The organism is Janthinobacterium sp. BJB426 (assembly GCF_002735705.1).
Classification (GTDB): Bacteria; Pseudomonadota; Gammaproteobacteria; order Burkholderiales; family Burkholderiaceae_D; genus Janthinobacterium.
In genome coordinates this window covers 14,316-39,497 of record NZ_PDZL01000032.1, presented here as the reverse complement: position 1 = coordinate 39,497, position 25,182 = coordinate 14,316, and the positions used below count along the sequence as shown (strand labels likewise).

The 25,182-nt window shown below is 60.9% G+C and carries 24 protein-coding genes; 11 read left to right on the top strand and 13 right to left on the bottom strand.

Features of this window, described 5'->3' with window-relative positions; translation table 11 throughout:
- Positions 1–176: 176 nt before the first annotated feature.
- The 3 genes from gyrB to dnaA form a co-directional block, all read right to left on the bottom strand.
- On the bottom strand, positions 177–2,675 hold the full coding sequence (gyrB, locus tag CSQ93_RS27485; RefSeq protein WP_099380762.1) for a DNA topoisomerase (ATP-hydrolyzing) subunit B: 2,499 nt from the start codon (positions 2,673–2,675) through the stop codon (positions 177–179).
- 81 nt (positions 2,676–2,756) lie between these two features.
- Positions 2,757–3,863 (bottom strand): DNA polymerase III subunit beta, encoded by a 1,107-nt coding sequence (gene dnaN / locus CSQ93_RS27480; protein ID WP_034754341.1) that lies wholly within the window; start codon positions 3,861–3,863, stop codon positions 2,757–2,759.
- Between the two features lie 150 nt (positions 3,864–4,013).
- On the bottom strand, positions 4,014–5,408 hold the full coding sequence (gene dnaA / locus CSQ93_RS27475; protein WP_034781304.1) for a chromosomal replication initiator protein DnaA: 1,395 nt from the start codon (positions 5,406–5,408) through the stop codon (positions 4,014–4,016).
- A gap of 513 nt (positions 5,409–5,921) precedes the next feature.
- Here dnaA and rpmH point away from each other — a divergent pair.
- From rpmH to CSQ93_RS27445, 6 genes are all read left to right on the top strand, one after another.
- Positions 5,922–6,056, top strand: a complete 135-nt coding sequence (rpmH, locus tag CSQ93_RS27470; RefSeq protein WP_010401996.1) for a 50S ribosomal protein L34 — start codon at positions 5,922–5,924, stop codon at positions 6,054–6,056.
- Positions 6,057–6,079: 23 nt separating this feature from the next.
- Positions 6,080–6,517, top strand: a complete 438-nt coding sequence (gene rnpA, locus CSQ93_RS27465) for a ribonuclease P protein component (protein ID WP_099380766.1) — start codon at positions 6,080–6,082, stop codon at positions 6,515–6,517.
- A complete protein-coding gene (yidD, locus tag CSQ93_RS27460; protein WP_099380761.1) occupies positions 6,514–6,774 on the top strand; it encodes a membrane protein insertion efficiency factor YidD in 261 nt (86 codons plus the stop codon). The genes rnpA and yidD overlap by 4 nt, the downstream gene beginning before the upstream one ends.
- 11 nt (positions 6,775–6,785) lie before the next feature.
- Positions 6,786–8,516, top strand: coding sequence for a membrane protein insertase YidC (gene yidC, locus CSQ93_RS27455; protein WP_099380760.1), 1,731 nt, complete (start codon positions 6,786–6,788; stop codon positions 8,514–8,516).
- A 185-nt stretch (positions 8,517–8,701) separates the two neighbouring features.
- Positions 8,702–10,081, top strand: a complete 1,380-nt coding sequence (mnmE, locus tag CSQ93_RS27450; RefSeq protein WP_099380759.1) for a tRNA uridine-5-carboxymethylaminomethyl(34) synthesis GTPase MnmE — start codon at positions 8,702–8,704, stop codon at positions 10,079–10,081.
- 9 nt (positions 10,082–10,090) lie between these two features.
- Positions 10,091–10,390 (top strand): hypothetical protein, encoded by a 300-nt coding sequence (locus tag CSQ93_RS27445; RefSeq protein WP_099380758.1) that lies wholly within the window; start codon positions 10,091–10,093, stop codon positions 10,388–10,390.
- 92 nt (positions 10,391–10,482) lie between these two features.
- Here CSQ93_RS27445 and CSQ93_RS27440 read toward each other — a convergent pair whose 3' ends face one another.
- On the bottom strand, positions 10,483–12,180 hold the full coding sequence (locus CSQ93_RS27440; protein ID WP_099380757.1) for a M1 family metallopeptidase: 1,698 nt from the start codon (positions 12,178–12,180) through the stop codon (positions 10,483–10,485).
- A gap of 179 nt (positions 12,181–12,359) precedes the next feature.
- Between CSQ93_RS27440 and CSQ93_RS27435 the strand changes: the two genes are divergently transcribed.
- Entirely contained in the window at positions 12,360–12,560 is a 201-nt protein-coding gene (locus CSQ93_RS27435) for a hypothetical protein (RefSeq protein WP_099380756.1), read from the top strand.
- A 9-nt stretch (positions 12,561–12,569) separates the two neighbouring features.
- Here the strand turns inward: CSQ93_RS27435 and CSQ93_RS27430 are convergent, their stop codons facing one another.
- Positions 12,570–13,205, bottom strand: a complete 636-nt coding sequence (locus CSQ93_RS27430; protein ID WP_099380755.1) for an Hpt domain-containing protein — start codon at positions 13,203–13,205, stop codon at positions 12,570–12,572.
- 108 nt (positions 13,206–13,313) lie between these two features.
- The gene (locus CSQ93_RS27425) at positions 13,314–14,267 is read right to left on the bottom strand and encodes a CAP domain-containing protein (RefSeq protein WP_324847903.1); all 954 of its coding nucleotides are present in this window, start codon (positions 14,265–14,267) and stop codon (positions 13,314–13,316) included.
- 270 nt (positions 14,268–14,537) lie between these two features.
- Between CSQ93_RS27425 and pssA the strand changes: the two genes are divergently transcribed.
- Positions 14,538–15,278, top strand: a complete 741-nt coding sequence (gene pssA / locus CSQ93_RS27420; RefSeq protein WP_233516373.1) for a CDP-diacylglycerol--serine O-phosphatidyltransferase — start codon at positions 14,538–14,540, stop codon at positions 15,276–15,278.
- Here the strand turns inward: pssA and CSQ93_RS27415 are convergent.
- Together CSQ93_RS27415 and CSQ93_RS27410 are read right to left on the bottom strand one after the other, a co-directional pair.
- Positions 15,275–16,201, bottom strand: coding sequence for an aldo/keto reductase (locus CSQ93_RS27415; RefSeq protein WP_099380753.1), 927 nt, complete (start codon positions 16,199–16,201; stop codon positions 15,275–15,277). The two genes, pssA and CSQ93_RS27415, sit on opposite strands and share 4 nt — an antisense overlap.
- A gap of 56 nt (positions 16,202–16,257) precedes the next feature.
- Positions 16,258–16,821 (bottom strand): TetR/AcrR family transcriptional regulator, encoded by a 564-nt coding sequence (locus CSQ93_RS27410; RefSeq protein ID WP_199534531.1) that lies wholly within the window; start codon positions 16,819–16,821, stop codon positions 16,258–16,260.
- 232 nt (positions 16,822–17,053) lie between these two features.
- Between CSQ93_RS27410 and CSQ93_RS27405 the strand changes: the two genes are divergently transcribed.
- From CSQ93_RS27405 to CSQ93_RS27395, 3 genes are read left to right on the top strand one after another with little or no spacing between them, the layout of a single operon-like run.
- Complete coding sequence (locus CSQ93_RS27405) at positions 17,054–17,746, top strand: gluconate 2-dehydrogenase subunit 3 family protein (protein WP_099380752.1); 693 nt, start codon at positions 17,054–17,056, stop codon at positions 17,744–17,746.
- A 38-nt stretch (positions 17,747–17,784) separates the two neighbouring features.
- A complete protein-coding gene (locus CSQ93_RS27400; protein ID WP_233516372.1) occupies positions 17,785–19,572 on the top strand; it encodes a GMC family oxidoreductase in 1,788 nt (595 codons plus the stop codon).
- A gap of 14 nt (positions 19,573–19,586) precedes the next feature.
- Positions 19,587–20,975 (top strand): cytochrome c, encoded by a 1,389-nt coding sequence (locus tag CSQ93_RS27395; RefSeq protein WP_099380750.1) that lies wholly within the window; start codon positions 19,587–19,589, stop codon positions 20,973–20,975.
- A 72-nt stretch (positions 20,976–21,047) separates the two neighbouring features.
- On the opposite strand, the gene CSQ93_RS27390 is transcribed toward CSQ93_RS27395, so the two are convergent.
- The 5 genes from CSQ93_RS27390 to CSQ93_RS27370 all read right to left on the bottom strand — a co-directional run bounded on the left by CSQ93_RS27390 (position 21,048) and on the right by CSQ93_RS27370 (position 25,179).
- Entirely contained in the window at positions 21,048–22,193 is a 1,146-nt protein-coding gene (locus CSQ93_RS27390; protein WP_099380749.1) for a D-alanyl-D-alanine carboxypeptidase family protein, read from the bottom strand.
- Positions 22,194–22,306: 113 nt separating this feature from the next.
- The gene (locus tag CSQ93_RS27385) at positions 22,307–22,960 is read right to left on the bottom strand and encodes an alpha/beta hydrolase (protein ID WP_035828394.1); all 654 of its coding nucleotides are present in this window, start codon (positions 22,958–22,960) and stop codon (positions 22,307–22,309) included.
- A 62-nt stretch (positions 22,961–23,022) separates the two neighbouring features.
- Positions 23,023–23,340, bottom strand: a complete 318-nt coding sequence (locus CSQ93_RS27380) for a (2Fe-2S) ferredoxin domain-containing protein (RefSeq protein ID WP_034781335.1) — start codon at positions 23,338–23,340, stop codon at positions 23,023–23,025.
- A gap of 40 nt (positions 23,341–23,380) precedes the next feature.
- A complete protein-coding gene (locus CSQ93_RS27375; protein WP_099380748.1) occupies positions 23,381–24,568 on the bottom strand; it encodes a VanZ family protein in 1,188 nt (395 codons plus the stop codon).
- Entirely contained in the window at positions 24,565–25,179 is a 615-nt protein-coding gene (locus CSQ93_RS27370; protein WP_099380747.1) for an ABC-type transport auxiliary lipoprotein family protein, read from the bottom strand. The genes CSQ93_RS27375 and CSQ93_RS27370 overlap by 4 nt, the downstream gene beginning before the upstream one ends.
- Positions 25,180–25,182: the final 3 nt, after the last annotated feature.

The following is a 25,182-nucleotide window of genomic DNA, read 5'->3' as shown; positions in this document are numbered from 1 at the left end:
CATGAAAGCTGTGTTTGCCGAGATCGATGCCGATGAGCGTAACGTTTTCCATGATGGCCTCCTTCAGAAATGAAAACACCCTATAAGTTTAGTAACTTATAGGGTGGAGGGTGACCATCTCATTAGCGGCCCTGAAGAGGGCCGCCTTGGCGGTCACGCAAACCAGAAAAGCTGGCTTACACGTCGATATTGCCCGCGCGCAATGCGTTGTTTTCAATGAAGGCGCGGCGTGGTTCCACGTCGTCGCCCATCAGCGTCGTGAAGATTTGATCCGCAGCAATCGCATCTTCGATCTGTACCTTCAACAAGCGGCGCACGGTCGGGTCCATCGTCGTTTCCCACAGCTGATCCGGGTTCATTTCGCCCAGACCTTTGTAGCGCTGTTTCGAGACGGTGCGCTCGGCTTCGTCGCGCAGCCATTGCATGGCCTGGTGGAAGTCGACCACGGCGATTTCCTTGATGCGCTCGCCTTCGCCGCGGCGCACGAAGGCGCCTTCGCCGATCAGGCCTTCGAAGGTGGCGGCGCCGCTGCTCAGCACGGCGTAGTCCGGGCCCTGCACGAAATCGGCGTCAATGGCGCTGACTTTCACGTTGCCGTGGTGCATGCGCTCGATACGCAGCATGTGTTTTTCCGACAGGTCGTCGGAACGTACGTGTACTTTCACCGCGCTGTCGTTGATGGCCGTCTGCAGGGCCAGGGCGGAGGTTTCCGCCAGATCCAGGGTCGACAGGTCCAGCTGCACACCCGTCATGATGGCCGTCAGGGCAGCGCGGTCGATGACGCGCGTCAGACGGGTCATGATGGTGTTCGACAGGTTGAATTTGCGCACCAGTTCCGTCAGCGTTTCGCCGGAAATGCCTTCCGCGCCTGTGCGCGGCACCAGCACGGCCGTGTTCAGCGCCACCGTCATCATGTAGCTCGCTTCCTCGGCGTCATCTTTCAGATAGCGCTCGTCGCGGCCCGACTTCACCTTGTACAGCGGCGGTTGCGCGATGTAGATGTGGCCGCGCTCGACCAGTTGCGGCATCTGGCGGTAGAACAGGGTCAGCAGCAGGGTACGGATGTGGGCGCCGTCGACGTCCGCATCGGTCATGATGATGATGCGGTGGTAGCGCAGTTTTTCGACGTTGAATTCATCCGGTCCGATCGAGGTGCCGAGGGTGGCGATCAGGGTGGTGATCTGCTCCGACGACAGCATTTTTTCGAAACGGGCTTTTTCCACGTTCAGCACTTTACCGCGCAGCGGCAGGATCGCCTGGAACTTGCGGTCGCGCCCCTGTTTTGCCGAGCCACCTGCCGAGTCACCCTCGACGATGTACAGTTCGCACAGGGCGGGGTCTTTTTCCTGGCAGTCGGCCAGCTTGGCTGACAGGCCCAGGCCGTCCATGATGCCTTTGCGGCGCGTCAAGTCGCGGGCCTTGCGTGCCGCTTCACGGGCGCGCGCCGCTTCGACGATCTTGCCGCAAATGATCTTGGCGTCGTTCGGTTTTTCCTGCAGGTAGTCGGCCAGGGTCTTGGCGACGATCTCTTCGACGGGGCCGCGCACTTCGCTCGACACCAGCTTGTCTTTCGTCTGCGACGAGAATTTCGGTTCCGGCACTTTTACCGACAAGACGCAGGTCAGGCCTTCGCGCATGTCGTCGCCGCTGATTTCCACTTTCGCCTTCTTGGCGAACTCGTGTTCATCGATGTATTTGTTGATGACACGCGTCATTGCTGCGCGCAAGCCCGTCAGGTGGGTGCCGCCGTCGCGTTGCGGGATGTTATTCGTGAAGCACAGTACCTGTTCATTGTAGGCATCGTTCCACTGCATCGACACGTCGACCGAGATGTTCGTGCCCTGGTCCGACATGCGCTCGCCCGTGGCCTGGAAAATGGTCGGGTGCAAGACCGACTTGGCCTTGTTGATGTATTCGACGAAGCCGCGCGTGCCGCCTTCGAAGGCGAAGATTTCTTCCTTGCCTGTGCGCTGGTCCGACAACTTGATGTTGACGCCATTGTTCAGGAAGGACAGTTCGCGGATGCGCTTGGCCAGGATTTCGTAGTGGAATTCCACGTGCGTGAAAATCTCTTCATCGGCCCAGAAATGCACGTCGGTGCCGCGCTTGTCGGTGTCGCCGATGACCTTGATCGGGGAAGTGGCGATGTCGCCGACCATGACGATCTGGCGGTCTTGCGGCACGCCGCGCACGAATTCCATGTGATGCACTTTGCCATCGCGGCGGATGGTCAGTTTCAGCAATTTCGACAGACCATTGACGCAGGACACGCCCACGCCATGCAAACCGCCCGATACTTTGTACGAGTTCTGGTCGAACTTGCCGCCCGCGTGCAGCTCGGTCATGACGATTTCTGCCGCCGAACGCTTCGGATCGTGCTTGTCGTCCATTTTCAGGCCGGTCGGCACGCCGCGGCCATTGTCGGTGATCGAGATCGAATTGTCGCTGTGGATGGTGACGTGGATTTCCGTGCAGTGGCCGGCCAGCGATTCATCGATCGAGTTGTCCAGCACTTCGAATACCAGATGGTGCAAGCCGGTGCCGTCCGAGGTGTCGCCAATGTACATGCCCGGGCGTTTGCGTACGGCTTCCAGGCCTTCCAGGATCTGGATGGAGGAGGCGCCGTATTCTTCCGTTTTGGCCTGGATCGGGGTGTCTTGTGGATTCTCGGACATGGACTGCTTTCTCAAATAACGATTGCTGATTGCGGGGCCTGACCCTGTTGGATCAGACCCCAGTTTTGCATTGGGTTACGCTTAAATCCGCATCGGCATGACGACGTACTTGAAGTCGGCATTGTCGGGGATGGAGATCAGGGCGGACGAGTTCGAGTCGCCCAGCGCGATGTTGACGTATTCGCATTTCAGGTTGTTCAGCACGTCCAGCAGATACGTCACGTTGAAGCCGATGTCGACGGAGTCGCCGCCGTAATCGATTTCCAGCTCTTCGACGGCCTCTTCCTGGTCCGCATTGGTCGAGCTGATCTTCATGCTGCCCGGGGTGATGATGCAGCGCACGCCCTTGAACTTGTCGCTGGTCATGATGGCGGCACGTTGCAGCGAGCGCAGCAGTTCATCGCGGCCGATGGTGAAGTCGTTTTTGTAGCCTTTTGGAATCACGCGCGTGTAGTCGGGGAACTTACCTTCCACCAGCTTCGAGATCAGCTCGATGTCGGCAAAGGTCAGTTTCACCTGGTTGGCGGCGATGTCCAATTGCACCGGCTCATCGTTTTCTTCCAGCAGACGCTGCAGTTCGATGATGGTCTTGCGTGGAATAATCACTTCCTGGCGTGCAAACGTCTGCTCGGTGGCCACCTGGCAAAACGCCAGGCGGTGACCGTCGGTGGCCACGGCGATGACATTATTGCCATCCAGAACCAGCAGCAAGCCGTTCAGGTAATAGCGGATGTCTTGCTGCGCCATCGAGAAATGCACCATGTTGAACAGGTGCTTCAACGTTTTCTGGGGCAGGGTGACGGACGCGTTGTAGCTTTCCGCCTGTTGCACGGTTGGAAACTCTTCCGCCGCCAGGGTTTGCAGGGCGAAGCGCGACTTGCCCGTTTGCACGGTCAGGCGCTTGTTCAGCAGGGTCATCGTGACGTCGCCCGATTCGGGCAGGGCGCGCAGGATGTCCAACAGCTTGCGCGCGGCCACGGTGGTGCCGGTGACGTCCGCGCCGGAACCGATTTCCGCGTGCGTGGTGATCTGCACTTCGGTGTCGGTCGACAGGAAGGAGACATTTTCACCGTCTTTGCGGATGAGGATATTGGCCAGAATCGGCATAGTGTGCCGACGCTCGACAATACCGCTCACGATCTGCAGTGGCCGGAGAAGGGTATCTCGGGTGGTTTTGACCAATTGCATATTTATCCTCAATGTATAGGTTGAACAGTACGACGTTTAACGTATTAATTTAACAATTGTTGCCATGGGGAGCCCCGACAGACCGGCTGCGGCGCCCTCCCAGATAATAAGGGTAAAGCACGTTTTGAGCCAGTCTTGCCAAAGCCGTGCTTAGCCCTTCAACGTTTGCTCCAGCACATGCAACTCGTGGTTGCATTCCGGGTTCTTGGTGCGGTCCAGCGCGATCTTGCGCACGGCATGCAGCACCGTGGTGTGGTCGCGGCCGCCGAACAGCTCGCCGATCTCCGGCAGGCTCTTCTGTGTCAATTCCTTGGCCAGGTACATGGCGATCTGGCGCGGCCGGGCGATATTCGCGGGGCGGCGCTTCGAATACATGTCGGCAACCTTGATATTGAAGAAGTCGGCCACGGTTTTCTGGATGTTTTCCACGGAAATCTGGCGGTTCTGCACCGACAGCAAGTCCTTCAGGGCTTCCTTGACGATATCGATCGTGATGTCTTTGCCATGGAAACGCGAGTACGCGAGGATCTTGCGCAGCGCGCCTTCCAGCTCGCGCACGTTCGAGCGCAAGTGCTTGGCGACAAAGAAAGCCACGTCGTCGGAGAAGGTCACGCCTTCCTGCTTGGCTTTTTTCAGCAGAATCGCCACGCGCATTTCCAGTTCCGGCGGTTCGATGGCCACCGTCAGGCCTGAATCGAAGCGCGAGATCAAACGGTCGTCCATGCCCGTGATTTCCTTCGGATACGTATCCGAAGTGATGATGATCTGCTTCTTCGCGGCAATCAATGCCTCGAACGCATAGAAAAACTCTTCCTGCGTGCGGCTCTTGCCGCCAAAGAACTGGATATCATCGATCAGCAGCATGTCAAGCGAGTGATAGTAATGCTTGAAGTCGTCGAAACCCTTGCGCTGGTAAGCGGTCACTACGTCGCGAACGTACTGTTCCGCGTGGATGTAGCGAATTTTTGCGCCCGGATTGTCGGCCATCACCTGGTTGCCGATGGCGTGGATCAAGTGGGTCTTACCGAGGCCGACGCCGCCGTAGAAGAACAGCGGGTTGTACGACACGCCCGGATTGTTCGCCACCTGGATGGCGGCGGCGCGCGCCAGCTGGTTGGCTTTACCCGTCACGAAGCTGTCGAAGGTCAGGTCGGTGTTGATGCGGCTCTGCTCGCGGCGCGGCGCGGCACCAATGCTCAGTTCCGGCACGCTGGGCTGCGGCTCCGCGGCGCGTGCGCTGGGCGCGCCGCCATTCGGATCGCTGGCCGGGGTGCTGGCGGTGACGGGTTTCTTCGGCAGGGCCAGGCGCGGGTCGAGCACGAACTGCACTTCCGTCGGCGCTTCGAAGTACTGAATGGCCAGCGCAGTGATGCGGCTGGCGAACTGGGTCTTGACCCAATCGAGCTTGAAGCGATTGGGCGCAGCAATGCGCAGCTTGCCCTCTTCGTAATCGAGAGGGATAAGCGGTTTGATCCACGCACTGAATTGTTGCGGTGTCAGCTCCAGTTCCAACTGCGCGGAACAGGCCTGCCAGAAATTATCCATGTATGTCTATGTGAAAAGGTGTGGGAGGGCGTATCGATTCTGCCCTGCGTTCACCGTGTTGCAAGGCCGGCGTCGCGCGAGGGCTCGCCACACGTAACGCGCTATTCTACTCCCGACTGTCAAAGTTATCCACAGGCACGACGCTTATTTTTCTGTGGCAGGGTGGGGCGCCATGTGCATAAGAGGCGACTTATCCCCCGGTTATCCCGCCACACGCAGTGCTGGCGCGGCCTGTGGCGGGGCCTTGCCGGCAGATGGGGGGCGGCGCGGAAATTTCCAGGCGATCACGGCAATCCTTGACAAGAGGGGGGCATATGCTGAATAATTCAGGGTTCCCCGCCCGTATTCCGTGTTTATTCATTTGGAACGACAATATGGACTAAGCGTGGATTAAGCGGGCGATGAGATTGGCCAGCTTGTGCCTTGGCATAAGTGCGCGATTGTCATTGGCACCAAAAACTGACGGGACGTCAGACCCGATTTTGCATTTTTTTTGTTTTTAGCGAGACCAACATGAAACGTACTTACCAACCTTCCGTCGTTCGCCGCAAGCGTACGCACGGCTTCCGCGCTCGTATGGCTACCCGTGGTGGCCGTGATGTGCTCAACGCACGTCGCGCAAAGGGCCGCAAACGTCTGGCCGTCTAGGCTTGTCGTTGACAGCTGATCGCGTGGCTAGCTGTACTCCAGTCGGCAATCAACGCGAAGGTTCACACGACTTCGCGCGCGTTCGGCGTATCGTTAAAACGGATGAATTTTCATCCGTTTTTCGTTTGCGCCCTTCGCAAAAAACAGCGCATTTTGTGCTGTACACCCGACACAATCAATTGCCGCATGCGCGGCTGGGCGTCGTTGTGGCCAAGCGTTTCGCGCCGCGCGCGGCGACCCGCAACACGATCAAGCGCGTCACGCGCGAGCTGTTTCGCAACAGCGCGATGCCGCCGGTCGACTGCGTGGTGCGTTTGTCGCGCGCCGTCAACAGCAAGGATGGTCCGGCTACCACGACCCAGCTCAAAGCCGAGCTGCGTGAGGAATTGAGCCGCCTGTTCGCGGCGCAAATCGCCGCCCAGGCCCGTTCTGTTGCTGCGCCACCACCATCCGCGCCATGAAAACCCTGCTGCTGTTCTTGCTGCGTGCTTATCAGTTGCTGATCAGCCCCATGCTGGGACAGAATTGCCGTTTCTATCCGAGCTGTTCGCATTACGCGATGGAAGCGCTGCGCGTGCACGGTACGGCCAAGGGCAGCCTGCTGGCTGCCAAGCGCCTGTGCCGTTGCCACCCCTGGAATGAAGGGGGCGTCGACCCGGTGCCGCCGGCCGATGCTAAACAATCTTCAACGACCGCTTGCGGTTGCAACCACTCCTGACAAATACCCTAATGGATATCAATAAACGTACCATCCTGTGGATCGTGTTTTCCGTCTCGCTGGTAATTCTCTGGAACGAATGGATGATCTCGAACGGCAAGCCGTCGATGTTCTCCGCGAACACGGAACAAACCGCCAAGGCACCTGCGACCCCTGCCAAGACGGCTGCCCTGCCAGCTGCGGCAGGCGTGCCTGCCCTGCCGGGTGAGGCTGTCGATCCCGCCGCGTTCAAGCGCGAAGTGATTACCATCACCACCGACGTCATCAAAGTCGATATCGATACCCTGGGCGGCCAGGTCAAGCGTCTGGAATTGCTGAAATTCAAGGGCGCGGGTAATCCGGGCTGGTTTGGCGGCTGCTTCGGCCTGTTCAAGGTATGCCAGCCGGACGATGGCAAGCAGAACGAAGTGCTGTTCGACGAAGGCGCGAACCACACCTACCTGGCGCAATCGGGCCTGGTCGGCGGTCCCTTCCCGACCCATGCGAGCGGTTTCACCGTGCAGCCTGGCGTGCGTACTTTGGCCGACGGCAAGCAGATTCAACTGGTGATGGAAGCGGTCGAAGGCGGCGTCAAGCTGACCAAGACGTTTACCTTCAAGCGCGGCGACTACGTCATCGACGTGCGCCATGACGTGTCCAACGTGGGCGCGGCTCCTGTCACGCCGCAGCTGTACCTGCAACTGACGCATGACGGCAACAAGCCGGTCGGCGATTCGTTCTTCAACAGCAGCTTCACGGGTCCGACCCTGTACACGCCGCAAGACAAGTACCAGAAGCTGACGTTCGAGAAAATCGAAAAAGCGGCCGTGGAAGACGAGAAGAAGGGCAACGACAATGCCATGAAGGGCCTGCACCCGGCGACGGCGAATGGCGGCTGGTTTGCGATTTCGCAACACTTCTTCGTGTCCGCTTTCGTTCCGCCTGAGAACGCCAAGCGCGACATCTTCACGAAGAAGGTCGGCCCCAACCTGTACGCCATCGGCAACGTGCTGCCCCTGCCTACCCTGGCGCCAGGCGCCTCGGCCAGCATGGACAGCAAGCTGTACTCGGGTCCGCAAATCGCGCACCTGCTGGAAAACGTCTCGCCTGGCCTGGAACTGGTCAAGGATTATGGCTGGCTGACCATCATCGCCAAGCCGATGTTCTGGGTCATGGAACAGATCCACAGCGTGCTGGGCAACTGGGGCTGGACCATCATCGCCTTCACGATCCTGATCAAGCTGCTGTTCTTCCCGCTGTCGGCCGCCGGCTACCGCAGCATGGCCAAGATGAAACTGGTCACGCCGAAGATGCAAGCGATCCGCGAACGCTTCAAGGGCGATCCGCAAAAGATGAACCAGGCCACGATGGAGCTGTACAAGACGGAAAAGATCAATCCGCTGGGCGGCTGCCTGCCGATCCTGATCCAGATGCCCGTCTTTATCGCGCTGTACTGGGTCTTGAACGCGTCCGTGGAAATCCGCGGCGCGCCATGGATCGGCTGGATCACCGACCTGGCCCAGCATGACCCATGGTGCATCCTGCCCGTGCTGTACGCGATCTCGATGTTCATCACGACCAAGCTGAACCCGGCCCCGGCCGATCCGATGCAAGCGAAGATGATGCTGTTCATGCCACTGGCATTCTCGGTGATGTTCTTCTTCTTCCCGTCGGGCTTGGTACTCTACTGGGTCGTCAACAACGTCCTGTCGATCGGCCAGCAATGGGTGATCACCAAGAAATACGCGCCAGCCGTCAAGTAAGTCCGGCCAGCGAATCGAAAGCCCGCCTCGCGCGGGTTTTTTTTTGACATCGTGCCCAATGGGTACGATGTCAAAAAAAAGTGGGTTTTGCCGGCTTTCCACTGAGCGCCCCCTTCATGTGCACCGGTTTGTCGCTGACAATAGCGCGGCCCTGCAGCCTTCCCCGAATACATTACAATTACCCCATGAAACTCGACTCTTCCCCTATCGCCGCCATCGCCACCGCTCCCGGCCGCGGCGGCATCGGCGTGGTACGCGCCTCCGGCAAAAACCTCGCACCCCTGATGACGGCCCTGTTCGGCGCGCAGCAACTGAAAGCGCGCCACGCCACCTATTTGCCATTCACTGAAAGCGACGGCGCCATCATCGACCAGGGCATCGCCATTCACTTCAAGGGCCCGCATTCGTACACGGGCGAAGACGTGCTGGAACTGCAGGGCCATGGCGGCCCCATCGTGCTGCAACTGCTGCTGGCGCGCGTGCTGGAAGCGGGTCGTGACAGCGGCCTGCGCCTGGCCGAACCGGGCGAATTCACGCGCCGCGCGTTTTTGAATGACAAGCTTGACCTGGCGCAAGCGGAAGCCGTGGCCGACCTGATCGACGCGTCGACGGAAGCGGCGGCCAAGTCCGCTTCGCAATCGCTGTCGGGCGCGTTCTCGAACACCATCCACGCGCTGGTGGAGCAGGTGACGGGCTTGCGCATGCTGGTCGAGGCGACCCTCGACTTCCCGGAAGAAGAGATCGATTTCCTGGAAAAATCGAATGCGCGCGGTCAATTGAAAGCCGTCATCGCAGCCTTGAATAAAGTGTTTGCGCAAGCAGCGCAAGGCGCGCTGCTGCGCGAAGGCCTCAATGTCGTGCTGGCCGGCCAGCCGAACGTGGGCAAGTCGTCGCTGTTGAATGCGCTGGCGGGTGCCGACGTGGCCATCGTCACGCCGATCGCCGGCACCACGCGCGACAAGGTCAGCGAAACCATCCAGATCGAGGGCATTCCCCTCAACATCATCGACACGGCCGGCATCCGCAGCGCGGGCGACACCATTGACGCCGTCGAGCGCATCGGCATCGAACGCACCTGGGGCGAGATCGGCAAGGCCGACGTGATTTTGCACTTGCTTGACGCAGATCATGGCCCCACGTTGGCCGACGAAACCATCGTCGCCGCCTTCCCAGAAGGCGTACCCGTGGTGCGCGTGTGGAACAAGATCGACCTGTCGGGCCACAAGCCCAGCGTTGACAGCCTGCCCGACGCCACCCACGTGTATCTGTCGGCGCACGAGCACATCGGCATCGACTTGCTGCGCGCCGAGCTGCTGCGCATCGCCGGCTGGCAGCAGACGGGCGAATCGCTGTACCTGGCGCGCGAACGCCATTTGATCGCGCTCAAATCGGCCGGCAAGCACCTGGACATCGCCGCCGAACACGCGGCGCAGGACGACCAGTCGCTGGACCTGTTCGCCGAAGAACTGCGCCTGGCGCAGGTGCAGCTGTCGAGCATCACGGGTGAGTTCTCGCCTGACGATTTGCTGGGCGTGATTTTCAGCCGTTTCTGCATCGGCAAATAAGGAGGTTCGATGAAGCTGCTGCCGGTTCTGCTGTTCAGTTGCCTGCCCCTGCTGGCCGGTGCGCAGGAAAAGTTGCCGAAGGACGTGACGCGGTTCGTCGAGAACGCCCAGATGTGCGAGCATTTTGCCGGCGAGTGGGATGACAACGACAAGGCGCGCCAGCGCGAGATCACGCAAGCCGTGGCCAGTTCGTGCGGGCAGGCGCAGCGGCAGTGGAAGCGGCTGCGCGTGAAATATGCGGGGCAGCCGGCAATTCACAAAGTCATCGACGCGCATGCGAATGATGCGGTCAGGAGCTTTCGGAAATAAGTCCGAACCGTGAAAGACCGGGGGTCAGACCCTCAACACCGCTAACACAAAGGTCATTGCTAACGTGCGAGGGGGTCTGACCCCCGGTTTTGTTACCCCTTCTTTCCTTTTACCTGTTCTTCCCTGAACTTCTGGAAGGCATCGATATGCTCGGCCTGGCGCAGCACGCGCGAGCGCGGGTCGAGCGTGTACGTGGCGCCAGCCGGCAGGGGCAGTTCGCCAAATCCCAGCGACATGGAAACGGTATGGATTTCCTTGCCAATACGCACTTCCACCGGCATCGGAAAGGCGATGTCAGCCGGCGTCTTCCATATCAGGCGCAAGGTGTCGCCGTCACGCACGGCGGACAGTTCCGGCAGTGCGGCCTGGTACAGATAGGCCTGGAAGAACCAGTCGTAATTGCTGCCCGTGACTTTGTAGACGATGTCCATGAATTCCTTCGTGCTGCCATAGCGCGGCTGGAACTGGCCCGGCTGCGGCTGTTCCGTGCCGTACACGAGCAGGCGCAAGGCGCGGAAGAAGGCGTCGTCGCCGATCAGTCCGCGCAAGGTGTGCAGCACCAACGCCCCTTTCACATAAATATCGCCGCCCGGTCCGCCCTTTTTCAGGTCGTACACTTCTTCCTCGGTTTTCGGCTTGCCCGAGACCATGGGCGCCTTGTTGACGATGCCGGCGCGCATTTGCTGTAATGAAGCGTAATACTCCTGTTCTCCCCGCAGATATTGCATGTACAGCGGTTGCATGTACGTGCCGAAGCCTTCGTGCAGCCACATATCGTCCCAGTTGCTGTTGGTGAGCTGGTTGCCGAACCATTCATGCGCAAATTCATGCTGTAGCAGCTCATCGTAGCCATAGCTGGTCTTGGCGAATTTGTTGCCATAGGCATTGATGGTCTGGTGTTCCATGCCCTTGTGCGGCGTTTCGGCGATGCCGACTTTTTCATCGCCGAACGGGTAGGGGCCGATGACGCTTTCAAAAAAATCGAGCATGGGCGGCAATTCCGCGAACAGGGCGCCCGCCTTGGCCTCGCTTTCCGGCAGATACCAGAATTGCAGGGGGATGCGGTTGCCGTAGCGGCTCGCATACTCGCCCTGCAGGCTGCGGTAGGGTGCCACGTTGAGGGCGATGCCATAGGTGCTCGGGTGCTTGGCGCGCCAGTGCCAGGTGCGCCAGCCGTTGGCCTCATCCATGCCGAGCGCGATGCCGTTGCCGGCCGCCACCAGCGGTGCCGGCACGATGATGTGCTGGTCGATCAGCCGCGCCTTGCCCATCGGATGGTCGATGCAGGGCCAGAACAGGTCGCAGCCTTCGCCTTGCACGGCGCTGGCGATCCACGGCGCGCCATCGGCCGTGCTCGACCACACCATGCCGCCATCCCACGGCGCTTTCACGGCGACGTGCGGCACGCCGTGGTAGACGATGCGGATGGTGGTGCGCGCGCCGGCCGCCAGGGTGGCCGGCAAGGTCATGCTCAGGCGTCCGTCCGGGTTGGCATAGTCCTGCGGCGGCAGCGCCTTGCCGTCGATTTCGATGCTGTCGACGGGCAGGTTGTGGTCCAGGTCCAGCGCGAAGCGCGAGATCGGTTGCGTCGCCAGGAAGGTCAGGCGCGCATCGCCGGCGATGCTGCGGCTGGCCGGGTCGATGCGCAGGGTGAGGTCGGCGTGTTCGAACACCACTGCCAATTGTTCCGGCGTGCGTTCGGCGCCCGAATTGAGGGTGTAGGCGGTGGGCGCGCGCGTGGCGCAGGCGCTGAGCAGCAAGCAGGAGAGCAGCAGGGGGATGTGTTTCATGGCGAAGGCGCAAGTGAACGGAACACTGATTGTAGTGTGAAGTGACAACGTTGTCGTTTGGAAATTTCAAGACGCCGATGGGGCAAGCGTGGCCGCCGTTGAGAAATGTCATGGGCTGCAAACTGCGCTGACGTAATCTTGCTGAGCGGCCTTGAAGTGCCGCTAGGAAAGGAAGCGCCATGGACAGCAAACAGCCCGATGTCGTGGAGTGCGAGGATGAGGTAGTGGCGCGGCCACTGCCCGCCATGCCGGAATTGATCGCCTCCTTGCCGCCAAAAGGCGCGTGCTGGTATTGCGACAAGCCGCTCGACGCCGTGCGCCGCTTCTGCGGCAAGAATTGCGGCATGGCCTACGCGGAAGAGGCGCAATACCACCGTTGAGCGTGGCGATTAGCGGCGCCGCAGCAGCGCCGCCAGCGCGCCGTCGAAATCGAACTCATGCGCGGCGGCTGCTACTTCCTGGTAGACGTGCACGCCCAGGCTGGCCGCCAGCAGGCTGGCCGAGTTTTCCAGGATGTCGATGGCCGCGCCGTCGCCTTCGCGCAGATGGCTGGCCAGGCGCGCCAGCAGCAGCTGGATGGCGGGCGCGGCCGGATCGGGCGCCACGTCCTGCGCCGCCGTGTGGGTTGCCTCCGGCGTGCCCAGCATGCTGCTGACCGCGCCGAGCAGTTGATCCTGCGCCAGTTCCAGCTGCAGCATCTGCCTGGCCAGGTCGGGGGCCTGCGCACGCAGTGCCGATTCCAGCGTTTCCGCCAAGCCGTGCACGTGGCGCGCGCCGATCATGCCGGCGGCGCCTTTTAATGTATGCGCCTTCAGGCGCGCGGAAGCGTAATTGCCCGTGTCGAATTCGGCGCGGATCTGGCACGGCGTGGTGCCGTGGTCATGCAGGAAGCGGCGCAAGATTTTCAGGTACAGGATGCGGTCGCCCATGATGCGGCCCAGTCCGTTCTCGACATCGAGAATCCGGACCATGTCGGATGCCGCGAGGGCGGCATCATCATCGCAAGTGGCGTGTGGTTTCATCATGCCTGGTGTGCAGAGGGCCCCAAAACTTGTCAATTGCATTCATGCAATATCTGCTATTTTACATCCAGTTGCCCTCGGTACTGCGTCCGCTTGGCAGACGCTGCCAGACTAACGCGTCGTGAATGACCAGCTGCGCGTGACGTTCGCGCCATTGACTTTGCCGATGAAACTCACGTCATAGGTGGTGGCCGCCAGCAGGGGGGCCAGCGGGATGATGGCGGCCACCGAGCGCGAGGTATTGATGGCATCGGTCTCCTTGCTGAGCAGGCGTACCGTCAGGTCCGTCGCTGCGCCACGCTGGCGCACGGTGAAGGTCGTCACGCTGAGGGTGGCGTCGAAATTCGCATGGACGCTGATGGGGTAGCCGACCACGTCCTGGTTAGGCACGGGATCGGGTTCTTCTTCATTGCTGGAGAAACTGGTGGCAACCTTGGTCTGCCCGTTGAACGGGTAGCTGACGATCTGTCCAGCTGGCAAGCCGGGGCCATAGCGGCTATTGCCGGCCAGGTCGGTGGTGAAATAGGCATAGCCGCTATTGTTGACGGCCGCGCCGGCACCGCCTTCCTTGAAGATCGGTTCAAAGATGAGGAAGCGGTGGTACACGGCCGTGATCAGGTTTTCCGCCATGTAGAAACCGGAATTGGTCGCCACGCCCGCGATGACTTCACCCCAGAGGGACGTGACGCCATAGTTCGACGCAGTCAGGCGGTCATACAGTGTTTCGCCGGTAAAGCCGGGTTTGCCTTTAACTTGATTGTGCACCACCACATTATTGCTGTTCAGATAGTTGGAGTGGCCGAGTGCCGCGTTATCGATCAGACTATTGCGTACCAGCGGCGCCAGGCCGATCTGGCTGCGCCGGTAATTGATCCAGTTGAAACCATCGGTGGCGATATTGTTGCTGACGACGGGAGCGCCCGGCTCCTGTGTCAGCTGTCCGGCCTGGGTCGAGGTGCTCAGCGACGTCTTGCCGCCGCTATCGCCGCCGCCACAGGCGCTCAGCAGGGCTGCGCTCAGCAGGGCGGGTATCCAGTATTTCCAACGCAGTGACGAGGCAATCAAGTTGACTCCTGTATAGGTAGGCGGACAGCGGTGGGTGTCAGCGTGCTGCCCTGTGAAATGATTCTAAGGCATTTTTATATGCCGTAGAGCATCCATGACAAGATATGTCGCGCGCTCGTGCGCAGACGGTGCCGCAGCTGCGCAGGGTAGAATGAGCATAGTGCAGCGTTTGCCGCTGCGTTGCCTCATTTCCGATTTCTTTGATTGCCCACAAATTTGAACACATTGCCCAAATCGCGCCTGCAGCGCGCCAAGTACGCCTTGCCCAGCATGGTGACTTTGCTTTCGATAGCCTGCGGTTTTGCCAGCATCGTCATTTCCGTCGATAACGCCGCAGTGGGCGACGCGGATGCCTACCGCCTGGCGGCCGCCTTGCTGGTACTCGCCGGGGTATTTGACGCGCTCGACGGTTATGTCGCCCGCCTGACGAACACCAGTTCCCAATTCGGCGTGCAGCTCGATTCCATCGCCGACGTGATGAATTTCGGCTGCGCCCCGGCCGTCCTGTTGTACTGCTATGGCTTTGTGCAGATGGGCGTGCACGATCCGCTGCTGCTGCGCTTTGGCGGCATGGCCAGCTTCTTCTTTGTTGCCTGCGGCGCCATGCGCCTGGCGCGTTTCAATGTGAACGTGGGGCGCACCGATCCCCTGTATTTTGTCGGCATGCCGATCACGGCCGGGGCCGCCTGTGTGGCGGCCGTGGTGGTGGCGTGGCCGGCGCCCATCGATTCCATGCTGCACAGCTATCTGCTGATGCTGCTGCTCGTCGGCGTGGGCAGCCTGATGGTGTCGACCTTGCGTTTCCCCAGCTCCAAGCAAAAGAAAAGCCTGGCCGCGCTGCTGGTACTGATCGTCGCCATCGCCCTGCTGGTGTGGCTGAAGACCAGTTTCTTTGCGCTGTTCTTCGCCGTTTACATCGCAGCCACCCTGCTGCTCAACCTGGCGTGGTACCTGGGCTGGCGCGGCATTGCGCTGCCTCAAGTATTCAACGATCCGGACGAGATAGACTAGGCTACCTCATGGCCGCGCGCGGCGCGCAGGATGGCGAACCAGTCGCTGCGGCTGAGAGTAAACTGCGTGCCTTCCACGGCTACGCCGACGGCTTCGATGCGGCCCGTGCCCGTCAGCGGCAGGGGACGGCAAGGCAGTTGCATGATCCAGGCAAACACCACGCTGGCAAACGGCCGCTGCAACTGGTCGGCGATCTGCTTGATGACATTGCGCAAGTTCTCCACATTCGCGTCGCCGCCCTGGAACAGGCGCCCGCCGGCCAGCGGCGACCAGATCATCGGCGCCACCCCCACGTCCTGCAAGCCGTCGAAGGTTTCGTCGAACAGGGGTGCCACGTGCAGCGGTGAAAATTCCACCTGGTTCGTCACCAGCGGGAAGCGCCGGTGCAGGCACTCGAACTGGTGGCGGCTGAAATTCGACACGCCGAAGTGCAAGACCTTGCCCGCCTGTTGCAGCTGGGTGAAGGCGCCGGCGATCTCGTCGAAATCCATCAGCGGATCGGGACGGTGGATCAGCAGCAAGTCCAGGCGGTCCGTGTGCAACTGGCGCAAAGTGTGCTCCACGGAACTGGTGATGTGCGCCGCGCTCGTGTCGTAATGCTGGATGGCATGGCCGGGGCGGTGCGGCGACAGCAGCTTGATGCCGCACTTGCTGACCAGTTCCATCTTGTTGCGCAAGCCCGGCTGCAGGGCCAGCGCTTCGCCGAACAGGCCTTCGGCGCTGTAATCGCCATAGATATCGGCATGGTCGAAACTCGATACGCCCAGCGCCAGGCATTGCTCGATGAAAGCCAGGCGCTGCTGCGCCGACATATTCCACTCGCCGATGCGCCACATGCCGGCGACGATGCGCGACAGTTCGGGACCGTTGCTGCTTAAACGGCTGCGCGGCGCTTGCAGGCTGGCAGGAAATACATGGCTCATGGGCTGGCTTTCTGATGGTGGCGTGAGGGGACTCGCCACGATTATAGCCAGCTAAGCTAGAGCATGCTGCGGATAAAGCGGCAGCACCGCTCCTGCAGGGCAAGGTCGAGCTGGCCACCCAGCTGCATCTGGTACACGAGCGCCGATTGCAGCATGAAGGCGAACAGGCGCAGGTCGAGGTCGGCGCGCACGCCGATGTTGACCAGGCGCTGCACCACCAGGGTGATCCATGGCGCGACGATCTGTTCGCGAAAGCGCAGTTGCGCGGCCGCATCATTGTGGATCAGCACCAGCAGGTCGCAGGTGAAGCGGCCATCGGCGTTCAGGTTGTCGAAGATGCGCGCGCAGATCGCTTCGATTTCCTGGCCGTCCGGCATGTCGAGCGCGCGCTGCAGCTTCTCCGCCGTGCGCTTGACGAGCGCGTCGAGCAGCATGTCTTCGCGGCGCGGCCAGCGCCGGTAGATCGTCTGGCGCCCCACGCCGGCCACGTCGGCCACCATCTGTATCGTCACGGCGTCGAGCCCATGCTGGCGCACCAGCATGACGATCGCTTCCAATACCGCATCTTCCACGCCCGCTTTGCGCGGGCGGCCACGCGCCACTGCCTCTTTTTTGATCACGTCTAGCCTGTCTCTGAATGTTTCTTTTAATTATGGTACGATGCGCACCGTAAATGCAAAGCAACTGCTTGTCAATCATCCTGGTCAACTAACCAAGAGATTGACGGTGGAGCGCCGCGATAATCCCAGTCTTTCCAACGTGAACTCTGCACTCTCCGCGGCGCGTGCCCGCATTTTCTTTCTGACTCCCACATCCATCACTGTGGCGGCTCGTGCCGCCTGAGGAAAACCTATGAAAATCATCGGGATTTCGCCCCATCGGCGTAACTTCCTGCGCAAGGCCGTCGGCGCCGCGCCTGCCGTGGCCTTGCTGGCCGGCGCCGGCGGCGGCCTGGCCATGGCCGTCTCCAAGGACCAGTCTGCCTATAAACCGCGCTTTTTCGACGCCACCGAATGGGCCACCTTGAGCGCGCTGGTTGACCGGCTGATCCCCGCCGACGGCGAAGGGCCGGGTGCGCTGGAGTCTGGCGCGCATGAATTCATCGACGCGCAGATGAACACGCCATACGCGTATGGCGCGCTGTGGTACATGCAGGGGCCGTTCGTGCCCTCGATCGAGCAGTTCGGCTACCAGTTCCACATGGCGCCGCGCGAGTTGTACCAGAGCGCCCTGGCCGGCGTTAACGCAGCCGTGCAGAAACAGGCCGGCAAGCCTTTCGTGCAGCTGAACGCGACCGAGCGCGACGCCGTCATCACGCAATTGCAAAAGGGCACCCTGGACATCGGCGCAGTGCCGTCGAAAGTCTTCTTCAACCAGTTGCTGCAAAACACGCGCGAAGGCTACTTTTGCGATCCCGTACACGGTGGTAACAAGGACATGCTGGCCTGGAAGATGGTGGGATTCCCCGGCGCGCGCGCCGATTACATGGATTGGGTGGAACAGTACGGGAAAAAATATCCTCTTCCGCCGGTATCCATCGCCTAAAACTTTTAGTACCCGATCAAAGAAAAAGAAAAACCATCATGAGTGATATCAAACCCGATGTAAAAATGAAGCCTGTCGATGCCGTGATTGTGGGCTTCGGCTGGACCGGCGCCATCATGGCCAAGGAATTGACGGAAGCGGGCCTGAACGTGGTCGCGCTGGAACGCGGCGAGTACCGCGACACCTATCCCGACGGCGCCTATCCGAAGACCCTCGACGAACTGACGTATATCCAACGCAGCAAGTTGTTCCAGGATATGTCGAAGAGCACGTTCACCTTCCGCCACAGCATCACGGGCGTGGCCGTGCCCTACCGCCAGATCGGCGCCTTCAAGCCCGGCACGGGCGTGGGTGGCGCGGGCTTGCACTGGTCGGGCATGCACTGGCGCGTCTTGCCGGAAGAGCTGCAAATCCGCAGCCACTACGAACGCCGCTACGGCAAGAAATTCATTCCCGAAGGCATGACGATCCAGGACTTTGGCGTGACCTACGCCGAGCTGGAGCCGCACTTCGATTTCGTCGAGAAAGTCTTCGGCACCTCGGGCCAGGCGTATAAAGTCAACGGCATCGTCGTCGGCGACGGCAATGTGTTCGAGGCCGACCGCTCCGACAATTACGCGCTGGCGCCGCAAAAAGTGCCGTACACGGCCGAACTGTTCCGCCGCGCGGCCAAGGCCGTCGGCTACCACCCGTTCGTCAACGCCTCGTCGAACGCGTCCGGACCGTACACGAACCCGTACGGCTGCCAGATGGGACCGTGCAACTTCTGCGGTTTCTGCTCCGGCTACGCCTGCTATAACTATTCCAAGGCTTCGCCCAACGTCAACATCATGCCGGCCCTGCGCATGGTGGCGAACTTTGAATTGCGCGCCAATTGCAATGTCGTGCGCATCAATCTCGATAGCAGCAAGAAACGTGCAACGGGTGTGACGTATATCAATGCGGATGGCAAGGCTGTCGATCAACCGGCCGACCTGGTCATCGCCAGCGCCTTTGCCTACAACAACGCGCACCTGTTTTTGCTGTCAGGCATCGGCAAGCCGTACGATCCCGTCAGCAATGAAGGCGTGGTGGGGCGCAATATCGCTTACCAGATGATGTCCACCATCCAGACTTTCTTCAAGGAAGACACGAACACGAATCCCTTCATCGGCGCCGGCGGCACCGGCGTCGCGCTCGATGACTGGAATGGCGACAATTTCGACCATGGCCCGCTGGGCTTTGTGGGCGGCTCACCCGCCTGGTGCAACCCGGCAGGCTCCAAGCCCATCTCGGGCATCGCCACGCCGGACGGCACGCCCGCCTGGGGTGCGGCCTGGAAAAAGGCCGTCAAGAAGAGTTATTTGAACACGGTCTCGTTCGACTGCCATGGCGCCAACATGACTTACCGCGACTGCTATGTCGACCTCGACCCGACCTACACGGACAAGTATGGCCAGCAATTGCTGCGCTTTACCTTCGACTGGAAGGAAAACGACATCAAAATGAGCCGTTTCGTCACCGACAAGATGATGAAGGTGGCCGAGGCCATGAATCCGGAAGCGATCAAGGTGTCCGTCAAGAGCGTGGGCGACCACCTCGACTTGCGCAACTACCAGACTACCCACTGGGCGGGCGGCACGGCCATGGGCGCGGACCGCAAGACCAGCGTCGTCAACCGCTACCTGCAGAGCTGGGACGTGCACAACGTGTTTGCCGTCGGTTCCAGCGTGTTCCCGGTCGGCATCGGCTACAACCCGACGGGCCTCGCCTGCGCGCTGACCTACTGGTCGGCCAAGGCCATCCGCGAGCAATACCTGAAAGATCCCCGTCCCCTGGTCGCTTGATAAAGAACAAGAAGATGAACAACACATTCACCCATACAGTGGGCGCGCTGCTGCTGGCGCTCGCCTCCGGCGCCGCCTGGTCGGCCGCCACCACCGTCCCGAACGCCCAGCTGATACGCCAGGGCGAATACCTGGCCCGCGCCGGCGACTGCATCGCCTGCCATACGGCCGGCACGAAAGGCCAACCGTTCGCGGGCGGCCTGGGCATGGAAACGCCGATCGGCAAGGTATATTCCACCAACATCACGCCCGATAAAAAGGCCGGCATCGGCGACTGGAGTTTTGCCGATTTCGACAAGCTGATGCGCACCGGCGTGACGAAACACGGCTATACCGTGTATCCGGCCATGCCGTACCCATCGTACTCGCGCCTGAGCGAGGCGGACATGCAGGCGCTGTACGCCTATTTCATGCATGGCGTGAAGGCGGACCCGACGCCGAACAAGGCGGCCGACATTCCGTGGCCGTTGTCGATGCGTTTCCCGCTGACCCTCTGGCGCTGGGCGTTCGCCCCCACGCCGCAGCCATACAAGGTGCCGGTGACGGGCGACGCGCAATTGCTGCGCGGCGCCTACCTGGTGCAGGGCCTGGGCCACTGCGGCGCCTGCCATACGGCGCGCGGCGTGGGGATGCAGGAAAAATCGCTGACGGATGAGAGTAATACCACCTTCCTGGCGGGCGGCGGCGTGATCGACGGCTGGTCCGTGCCATCGTTGCGCAATGAACATGGGGGCGGCCTGGCGCGCTGGAGCGCGGCGGAGATCGCCGAATTCCTCAAAACGGGCCGCAACAGCCATACGGCCTCGTTCGGCGCCATGAATGATGTGGTAGCCCATTCCATGCAGCACATGACGGATGGCGACCTGGCGGCGATGGCGAAATACCTGAAATCCCTGCCGCCATCGAAGCCGGCCACGCCGGCCTTCGTGGCCGATGACAAGCTGGGCAAGCAATTGTTCAGCGGTATCGTCAACTCGACGGGCGCGCAGCTGTACCTGGACCGCTGCGCCGGCTGTCACCGCTCCGACGGCAAGGGCTACGACAAGGCTTTCCCTGCGCTGGCCGGCAATGCCGTGCTGCAGACGAACGATCCCACCTCGGCCATCAACATCGTGCTGTCGGGCGGCGCCGTGCCGGCCACGCGCACGGCACCGTCGGCGCTGACGATGGCGCCGTATGCCGACATTTTCAATGATGAGCAGACTGCCCAGGTGGTGACGTTCATCCAGACCAGCTGGGGCAACCGCGGCACACCGGTGACGGCGGCGCAAGTGGCCAAGGTGCGCAAGGTGGCCGTGCCGGTGGAAGCGTCGCAGACGGAAGCGACGTTTGCGGCAGGCCGTCACGGCACCTTCCCGCCCGTGGCGCGCAAGCCGCACTTGAAGGATGCGCCGGCGAAGTAATTTGACGTAACGCAAGACGAAAAAAATGCCCGCAGTATCTGCGGGCATTTTTTATGGGGAAATGCTAAAGACTTATTTCATCCACAGGCGCATCGAATCCCAGGCGCGGCCGAAGATCGTGGCCTGGTTGATGGTTTCCAGCGCCACGACAGGCAATTCCAGCAGGACTTTGTCGTCGACCATCATTTTCAGTTTGCCGACAGGCGCGTTTTCAGCCAGTGGGGCGACCAGCGGGTCCTTGCGTTCCAGCACAGGTTTCATCTTGGCAGCCGTGCCTTTTGGTACGGTCACGAGCACATCGCGGGCGAAACCGATTTTCACGGTGCCTTTCGAGCCTTTCCACACTTCCGGCGTGGCCACGGCCTGGCCTTTCGAGTACAGCTTGACCGTATCGAAGTTCTGGAAGCCCCAGTTCAGCAGCTTCTGGCTTTCCTGCGTGCGGGCCTGGTCCGACGTTGTGCCCAGCACCACGGAGATCAAGCGGCGCTCGCCGGTGCCGCCCGGACGGCGTGCCGAGGCGATCATGCAATAGCCAGCCGCTTCCGTGTGGCCCGTCTTCATGCCATCCACGGTTGGGTCCAGCCACAGCAGGCGGTTGCGGTTAGGCTGGGTGATCTTGTTGTACGTAAAGCTTTTCACGGAATCGATTTTGTAGAATTCCGGATAGTCGGCGATCACGCGCTTGGCCAGTACGGACAAGTCTTGCGCCGTGGAATAGTTATCAGGGCTAGGCAAGCCATGCGGATTGGCAAAACGGGTGTTTTTCAGACCCATGCGTTGCGCTTCACGGTTCATCAGCACGACGAACGTTCCTTCATCGCCGGCAACGGCTTCAGCCAGGGCCACGGCGGCATCGTTACCCGATTGAATCATCAGGCCGTGCAGCAAGTCGTCGATCGAGACGGGGGTGGCCGGGTCGATGAACATCTTCGAGCTGCTCGAATCGACCTTCCATGCGCGCACGGACACGTTCACTTTTTGGTCCAGCGCCAGTTTCTTTTCGCGGATGGCGGCAAACGTCAGGTAAGCCGTCATGATTTTGGTCAACGAAGCCGGCTCGATGCGGGCGTCCGGATCTTGCGAAGCAATGATCTGGCCGCTGGTGGCGTCAAGCAACAGCCAGGACTTGGCGGCGATGGTCGGGGCTGGAACGCTCTGGGCGAAGGCGGCGGAAAAGAAAAATACACTGGAGGCCAGTGCCGCTAAAAGTTTTTTCATGGAGGCTGGTCTGCGAAAAAGATGAAGGCTGAGGGCCATGTCGTTGCTGCTTACATGGCCGCGTGGAAAAAACGGATCAATTATAGCTGTGGAGGCGCTAGTAAGCCCACACTTCAATGATCATCTGCTGCTATTGCGGGTTTGTCACCATGCCACAGGGCAATCACGAGGTTCTTGATGTGATTGAGCTTGCGGTGGAAAAAGTGGTCGGCGCCGGGGATCACGATCACGGGTATGTCTTGTGGACGGGCCCAGTCGAAGACGGCGGACAGGGGGATTGTGTCGTCCAGTTCGCCGTGGATCAAGATGGTGTCGGCGGGAATGTCGGCCATGGCCCACTTACCGGCCGCGCTGCCGATCAGCGCCAGGCGCTCGACGGGCGTGCCGGCGGCGGCCAGGCGTTCCTGCAGTTTCGACTGCACGAAGGTACCGAACGAGAAACCGGACAGGGCCACGGGCAAGCCTGGATACAGGCCGCGCATGTGTTCATACAGCAATTGCATGTCGTCCGTTTCGCCCGCGCCATGGTCATGCACGCCTTCGGAAGCGCCGACGCCGCGGAAGTTGATGCGCGCCACCACGTAACCGAGGGCGACAAACGCGCGCGCCAGGGTTTGCGTGACCTTGTTATCCATCGTGCCGCCGTACAGCGGATGCGGATGGGCCACGAGGGCGATGCCGCGCGGAGTGTCTGCCGGGAAATCGAGCAAGCCTTCCATGCTGCCTGCATGGCCGGCGAGGGTAAATTTTTCCGAGTTTCTGTTCATGATGCTCATACTGGTGGCGTAGGCTTAATTTGAAGTTAAAACGTTGAAATTAAATATGCTGCTCAGATTTTCAGGCGTTCGACGATCTTGCCGCCCACCAGGTGCGTATCGATGATTTCATCGATATCGCTGGTGTCGACATAGGTGTACCAGGTCGCTTCCGGGTAGATCACCAGCAATGGGCCTTCCTCGCAGCGGTCCATGCAGCCGGCCTGGTTGATGCGGATCTTGCCCGCGCCATTCATGTCGAGTTCCTTGATGCGGCGCTTGCAATGCTTTTGCGCCGCTTCCGCGCCATGGTCGCCGCAACTGTTGCGGCCGTCTTCACGTTTATTCATGCAGAAAAAAACGTGGCGTTCAAAATACGGTGCGTCGCTCATACTATTCTCCTGCTGATTCATCAATGCGCCATGATAACGCTTATGGGTGGTCTTCGCGACGCTGGCGCTGCACATCCTCCTGCCGGTTCAGGCGGTGCGAAGGCAGGCACAGGAACCACAGGGCCATGAAGGGCCACAGCAAGGCGAGGAATTGCGCCGCGCCATTGAAGTTGAGGAACTTGCCCTGTACCCAGCCTTGCAAGGTTGACATGAAGTACGGGTTGATTGGCGTCGTATTCACCATTACCAGGCTCAGCAGCAAGGTTGCGGCCGCGATGCGGCGCTGCGCCACGTGCGGCGCGAACGCCAGGCCGCCCAGCATGATCAGGCCGATCAGGAAACCGCCCTGGGCGCCCGGCGTGATCCAGACGAAGGCGTTTTCCGGCGAAAACAGCAGCGCGCTGGCCATCGAGCGCACGGTCAAGGCGGCGGCGATGAGGATCAGCATCAAGATGGCGCGCGGCGCGGCGCGGCGCAGCAGACACAGCAAGGTAAGCACGGCGCCCGTCATGCCGCAAGCCGTGATAATAGTTTCCGAAAGCCAATATTGCTCGACGGTCAAGATCACGTCGGGACGCAGATACGTGGCCAGGTCGATCTCCATGCCCGCCAGGCGCGACAGCCAGTCCGACAGGATGGGCAGCAACTGGCCCAGGCCGAACAGATAGCCTTGCGGATAGATCTGCGCCAGCGGCCACAGTGCCACCAGCACCAGGCCCTGGCTGGCGTGCTGGGCAAACCAGCGCTGGCGCAAGCGGTATAAATGGCTGTGATCAAGCAGCTTGCGCGCCGTCAGGGCGCCGATGATGGAACCGATGCAGCAACCGGCCGCATTCGTATAAAAGTCGAGGTTCGACGATACGCGGCTGGGCAAATAGGTTTGCACGGCTTCCATGCTGCCGGAAATCAACATGCCGCACAGGCTGGCAACGATGACGGCAAAGAAACCTGTGATCCTTGGAAACAGCGAATACACGATCAAGGCGCCCAGCGGGATGTAGCCGACGATATTCACGCCGACATCGAAGCCCGTCCAGTAACGGGGCATGCGCGTGTTTTCCAGGAAAGTCAGCGGCGACAGGCCATTGCTGTGCCAGCCCGTGAACGGAAACCAGCTGGCGTAGACGATCAGGAAGATGTAGGCGAGCAGGGTCGCGCGCGACACGGGCGAGGAACGGACGGGCGACAGCGGCGCCGCCGGACTGGCTGGGGATGCGGGCTCGGTCATTCTTTCGTGATATTCAGCGTGCCCAGCCAGGTCAGCAGGTCGGCGGCGATGGCGTCCGAGGCGGCCGCCAGCGCCTGCGCGCCCCCTTGCGCGTCGGCGCTGCCGGCGGGGCCGCTGCGGCTGAAGGTTTTCTGGTCGATCAGGCGGTGGCCGCGAAAGACCGAGGCGCGCAGCGACACGTGGCCGCTGCTTTGTGTCTGCGTGTCGAAGTTTTGCGAAAAATCATCGACATCGATGCGCAGCAGGGGCATGCCGGCGGCCGCGTCCGTGGTCGACAGCACTTTCACGCCGCTTTGCGCCACGCGCGTCTTCAGGCGCTGGCTTAATAGTTGCAGCGGCGGCGTGTTCCAGCGGTTGTAGGCGTACGGCCGCGATTGCTGCGCATCGGCGTACAGCAAGCGGTAATACATGCGCTGGCTGTCCAGCCAGGACGGACCGTTGGCGTCGGCGATCACCAGCACGGGCACGGCTGGCGCAGCCGGCTGCGCGGCTGCCAGCGGCGCGGCCGGGCCGAAATCGTAAAACGTGGGCACGGGACCGCGGCTGGCGCAACCGCCCAGCAGGAATGCGGCGGCCAGGATGAGTGCGCTGAGATTGCGTGGGATAGGCATGCG

Bases quoted from the DNA above. Each gene is read 5' to 3' on its own strand.
- gyrB (WP_099380762.1), bottom strand. From the start codon at position 2,675: ATGTCCGAGAATCCACAAGACACCCCGATCCAGGCCAAAACGGAAGAA.
- dnaN (WP_034754341.1), bottom strand. From the start codon at position 3,863: ATGCAATTGGTCAAAACCACCCGAGATACCCTTCTCCGGCCACTGCAG.
- dnaA (WP_034781304.1), bottom strand. From the start codon at position 5,408: ATGGATAATTTCTGGCAGGCCTGTTCCGCGCAGTTGGAACTGGAGCTG.
- rpmH (WP_010401996.1), top strand. From the start codon at position 5,922: ATGAAACGTACTTACCAACCTTCCGTCGTTCGCCGCAAGCGTACGCAC.
- yidD (WP_099380761.1), top strand. From the start codon at position 6,514: ATGAAAACCCTGCTGCTGTTCTTGCTGCGTGCTTATCAGTTGCTGATC.
- yidC (WP_099380760.1), top strand. From the start codon at position 6,786: ATGGATATCAATAAACGTACCATCCTGTGGATCGTGTTTTCCGTCTCG.
- mnmE (WP_099380759.1), top strand. From the start codon at position 8,702: ATGAAACTCGACTCTTCCCCTATCGCCGCCATCGCCACCGCTCCCGGC.
- CSQ93_RS27445 (WP_099380758.1), top strand. From the start codon at position 10,091: ATGAAGCTGCTGCCGGTTCTGCTGTTCAGTTGCCTGCCCCTGCTGGCC.
- CSQ93_RS27440 (WP_099380757.1), bottom strand. From the start codon at position 12,180: ATGAAACACATCCCCCTGCTGCTCTCCTGCTTGCTGCTCAGCGCCTGC.
- CSQ93_RS27435 (WP_099380756.1), top strand. From the start codon at position 12,360: ATGGACAGCAAACAGCCCGATGTCGTGGAGTGCGAGGATGAGGTAGTG.
- CSQ93_RS27430 (WP_099380755.1), bottom strand. From the start codon at position 13,205: ATGATGAAACCACACGCCACTTGCGATGATGATGCCGCCCTCGCGGCA.
- pssA (WP_233516373.1), top strand. From the start codon at position 14,538: ATGGTGACTTTGCTTTCGATAGCCTGCGGTTTTGCCAGCATCGTCATT.
- CSQ93_RS27415 (WP_099380753.1), bottom strand. From the start codon at position 16,201: ATGAGCCATGTATTTCCTGCCAGCCTGCAAGCGCCGCGCAGCCGTTTA.
- CSQ93_RS27405 (WP_099380752.1), top strand. From the start codon at position 17,054: ATGAAAATCATCGGGATTTCGCCCCATCGGCGTAACTTCCTGCGCAAG.
- CSQ93_RS27400 (WP_233516372.1), top strand. From the start codon at position 17,785: ATGAGTGATATCAAACCCGATGTAAAAATGAAGCCTGTCGATGCCGTG.
- CSQ93_RS27395 (WP_099380750.1), top strand. From the start codon at position 19,587: ATGAACAACACATTCACCCATACAGTGGGCGCGCTGCTGCTGGCGCTC.
- CSQ93_RS27390 (WP_099380749.1), bottom strand. From the start codon at position 22,193: ATGAAAAAACTTTTAGCGGCACTGGCCTCCAGTGTATTTTTCTTTTCC.
- CSQ93_RS27385 (WP_035828394.1), bottom strand. From the start codon at position 22,960: ATGAACAGAAACTCGGAAAAATTTACCCTCGCCGGCCATGCAGGCAGC.
- CSQ93_RS27380 (WP_034781335.1), bottom strand. From the start codon at position 23,340: ATGAGCGACGCACCGTATTTTGAACGCCACGTTTTTTTCTGCATGAAT.
- CSQ93_RS27375 (WP_099380748.1), bottom strand. From the start codon at position 24,568: ATGACCGAGCCCGCATCCCCAGCCAGTCCGGCGGCGCCGCTGTCGCCC.
- CSQ93_RS27370 (WP_099380747.1), bottom strand. From the start codon at position 25,179: ATGCCTATCCCACGCAATCTCAGCGCACTCATCCTGGCCGCCGCATTC.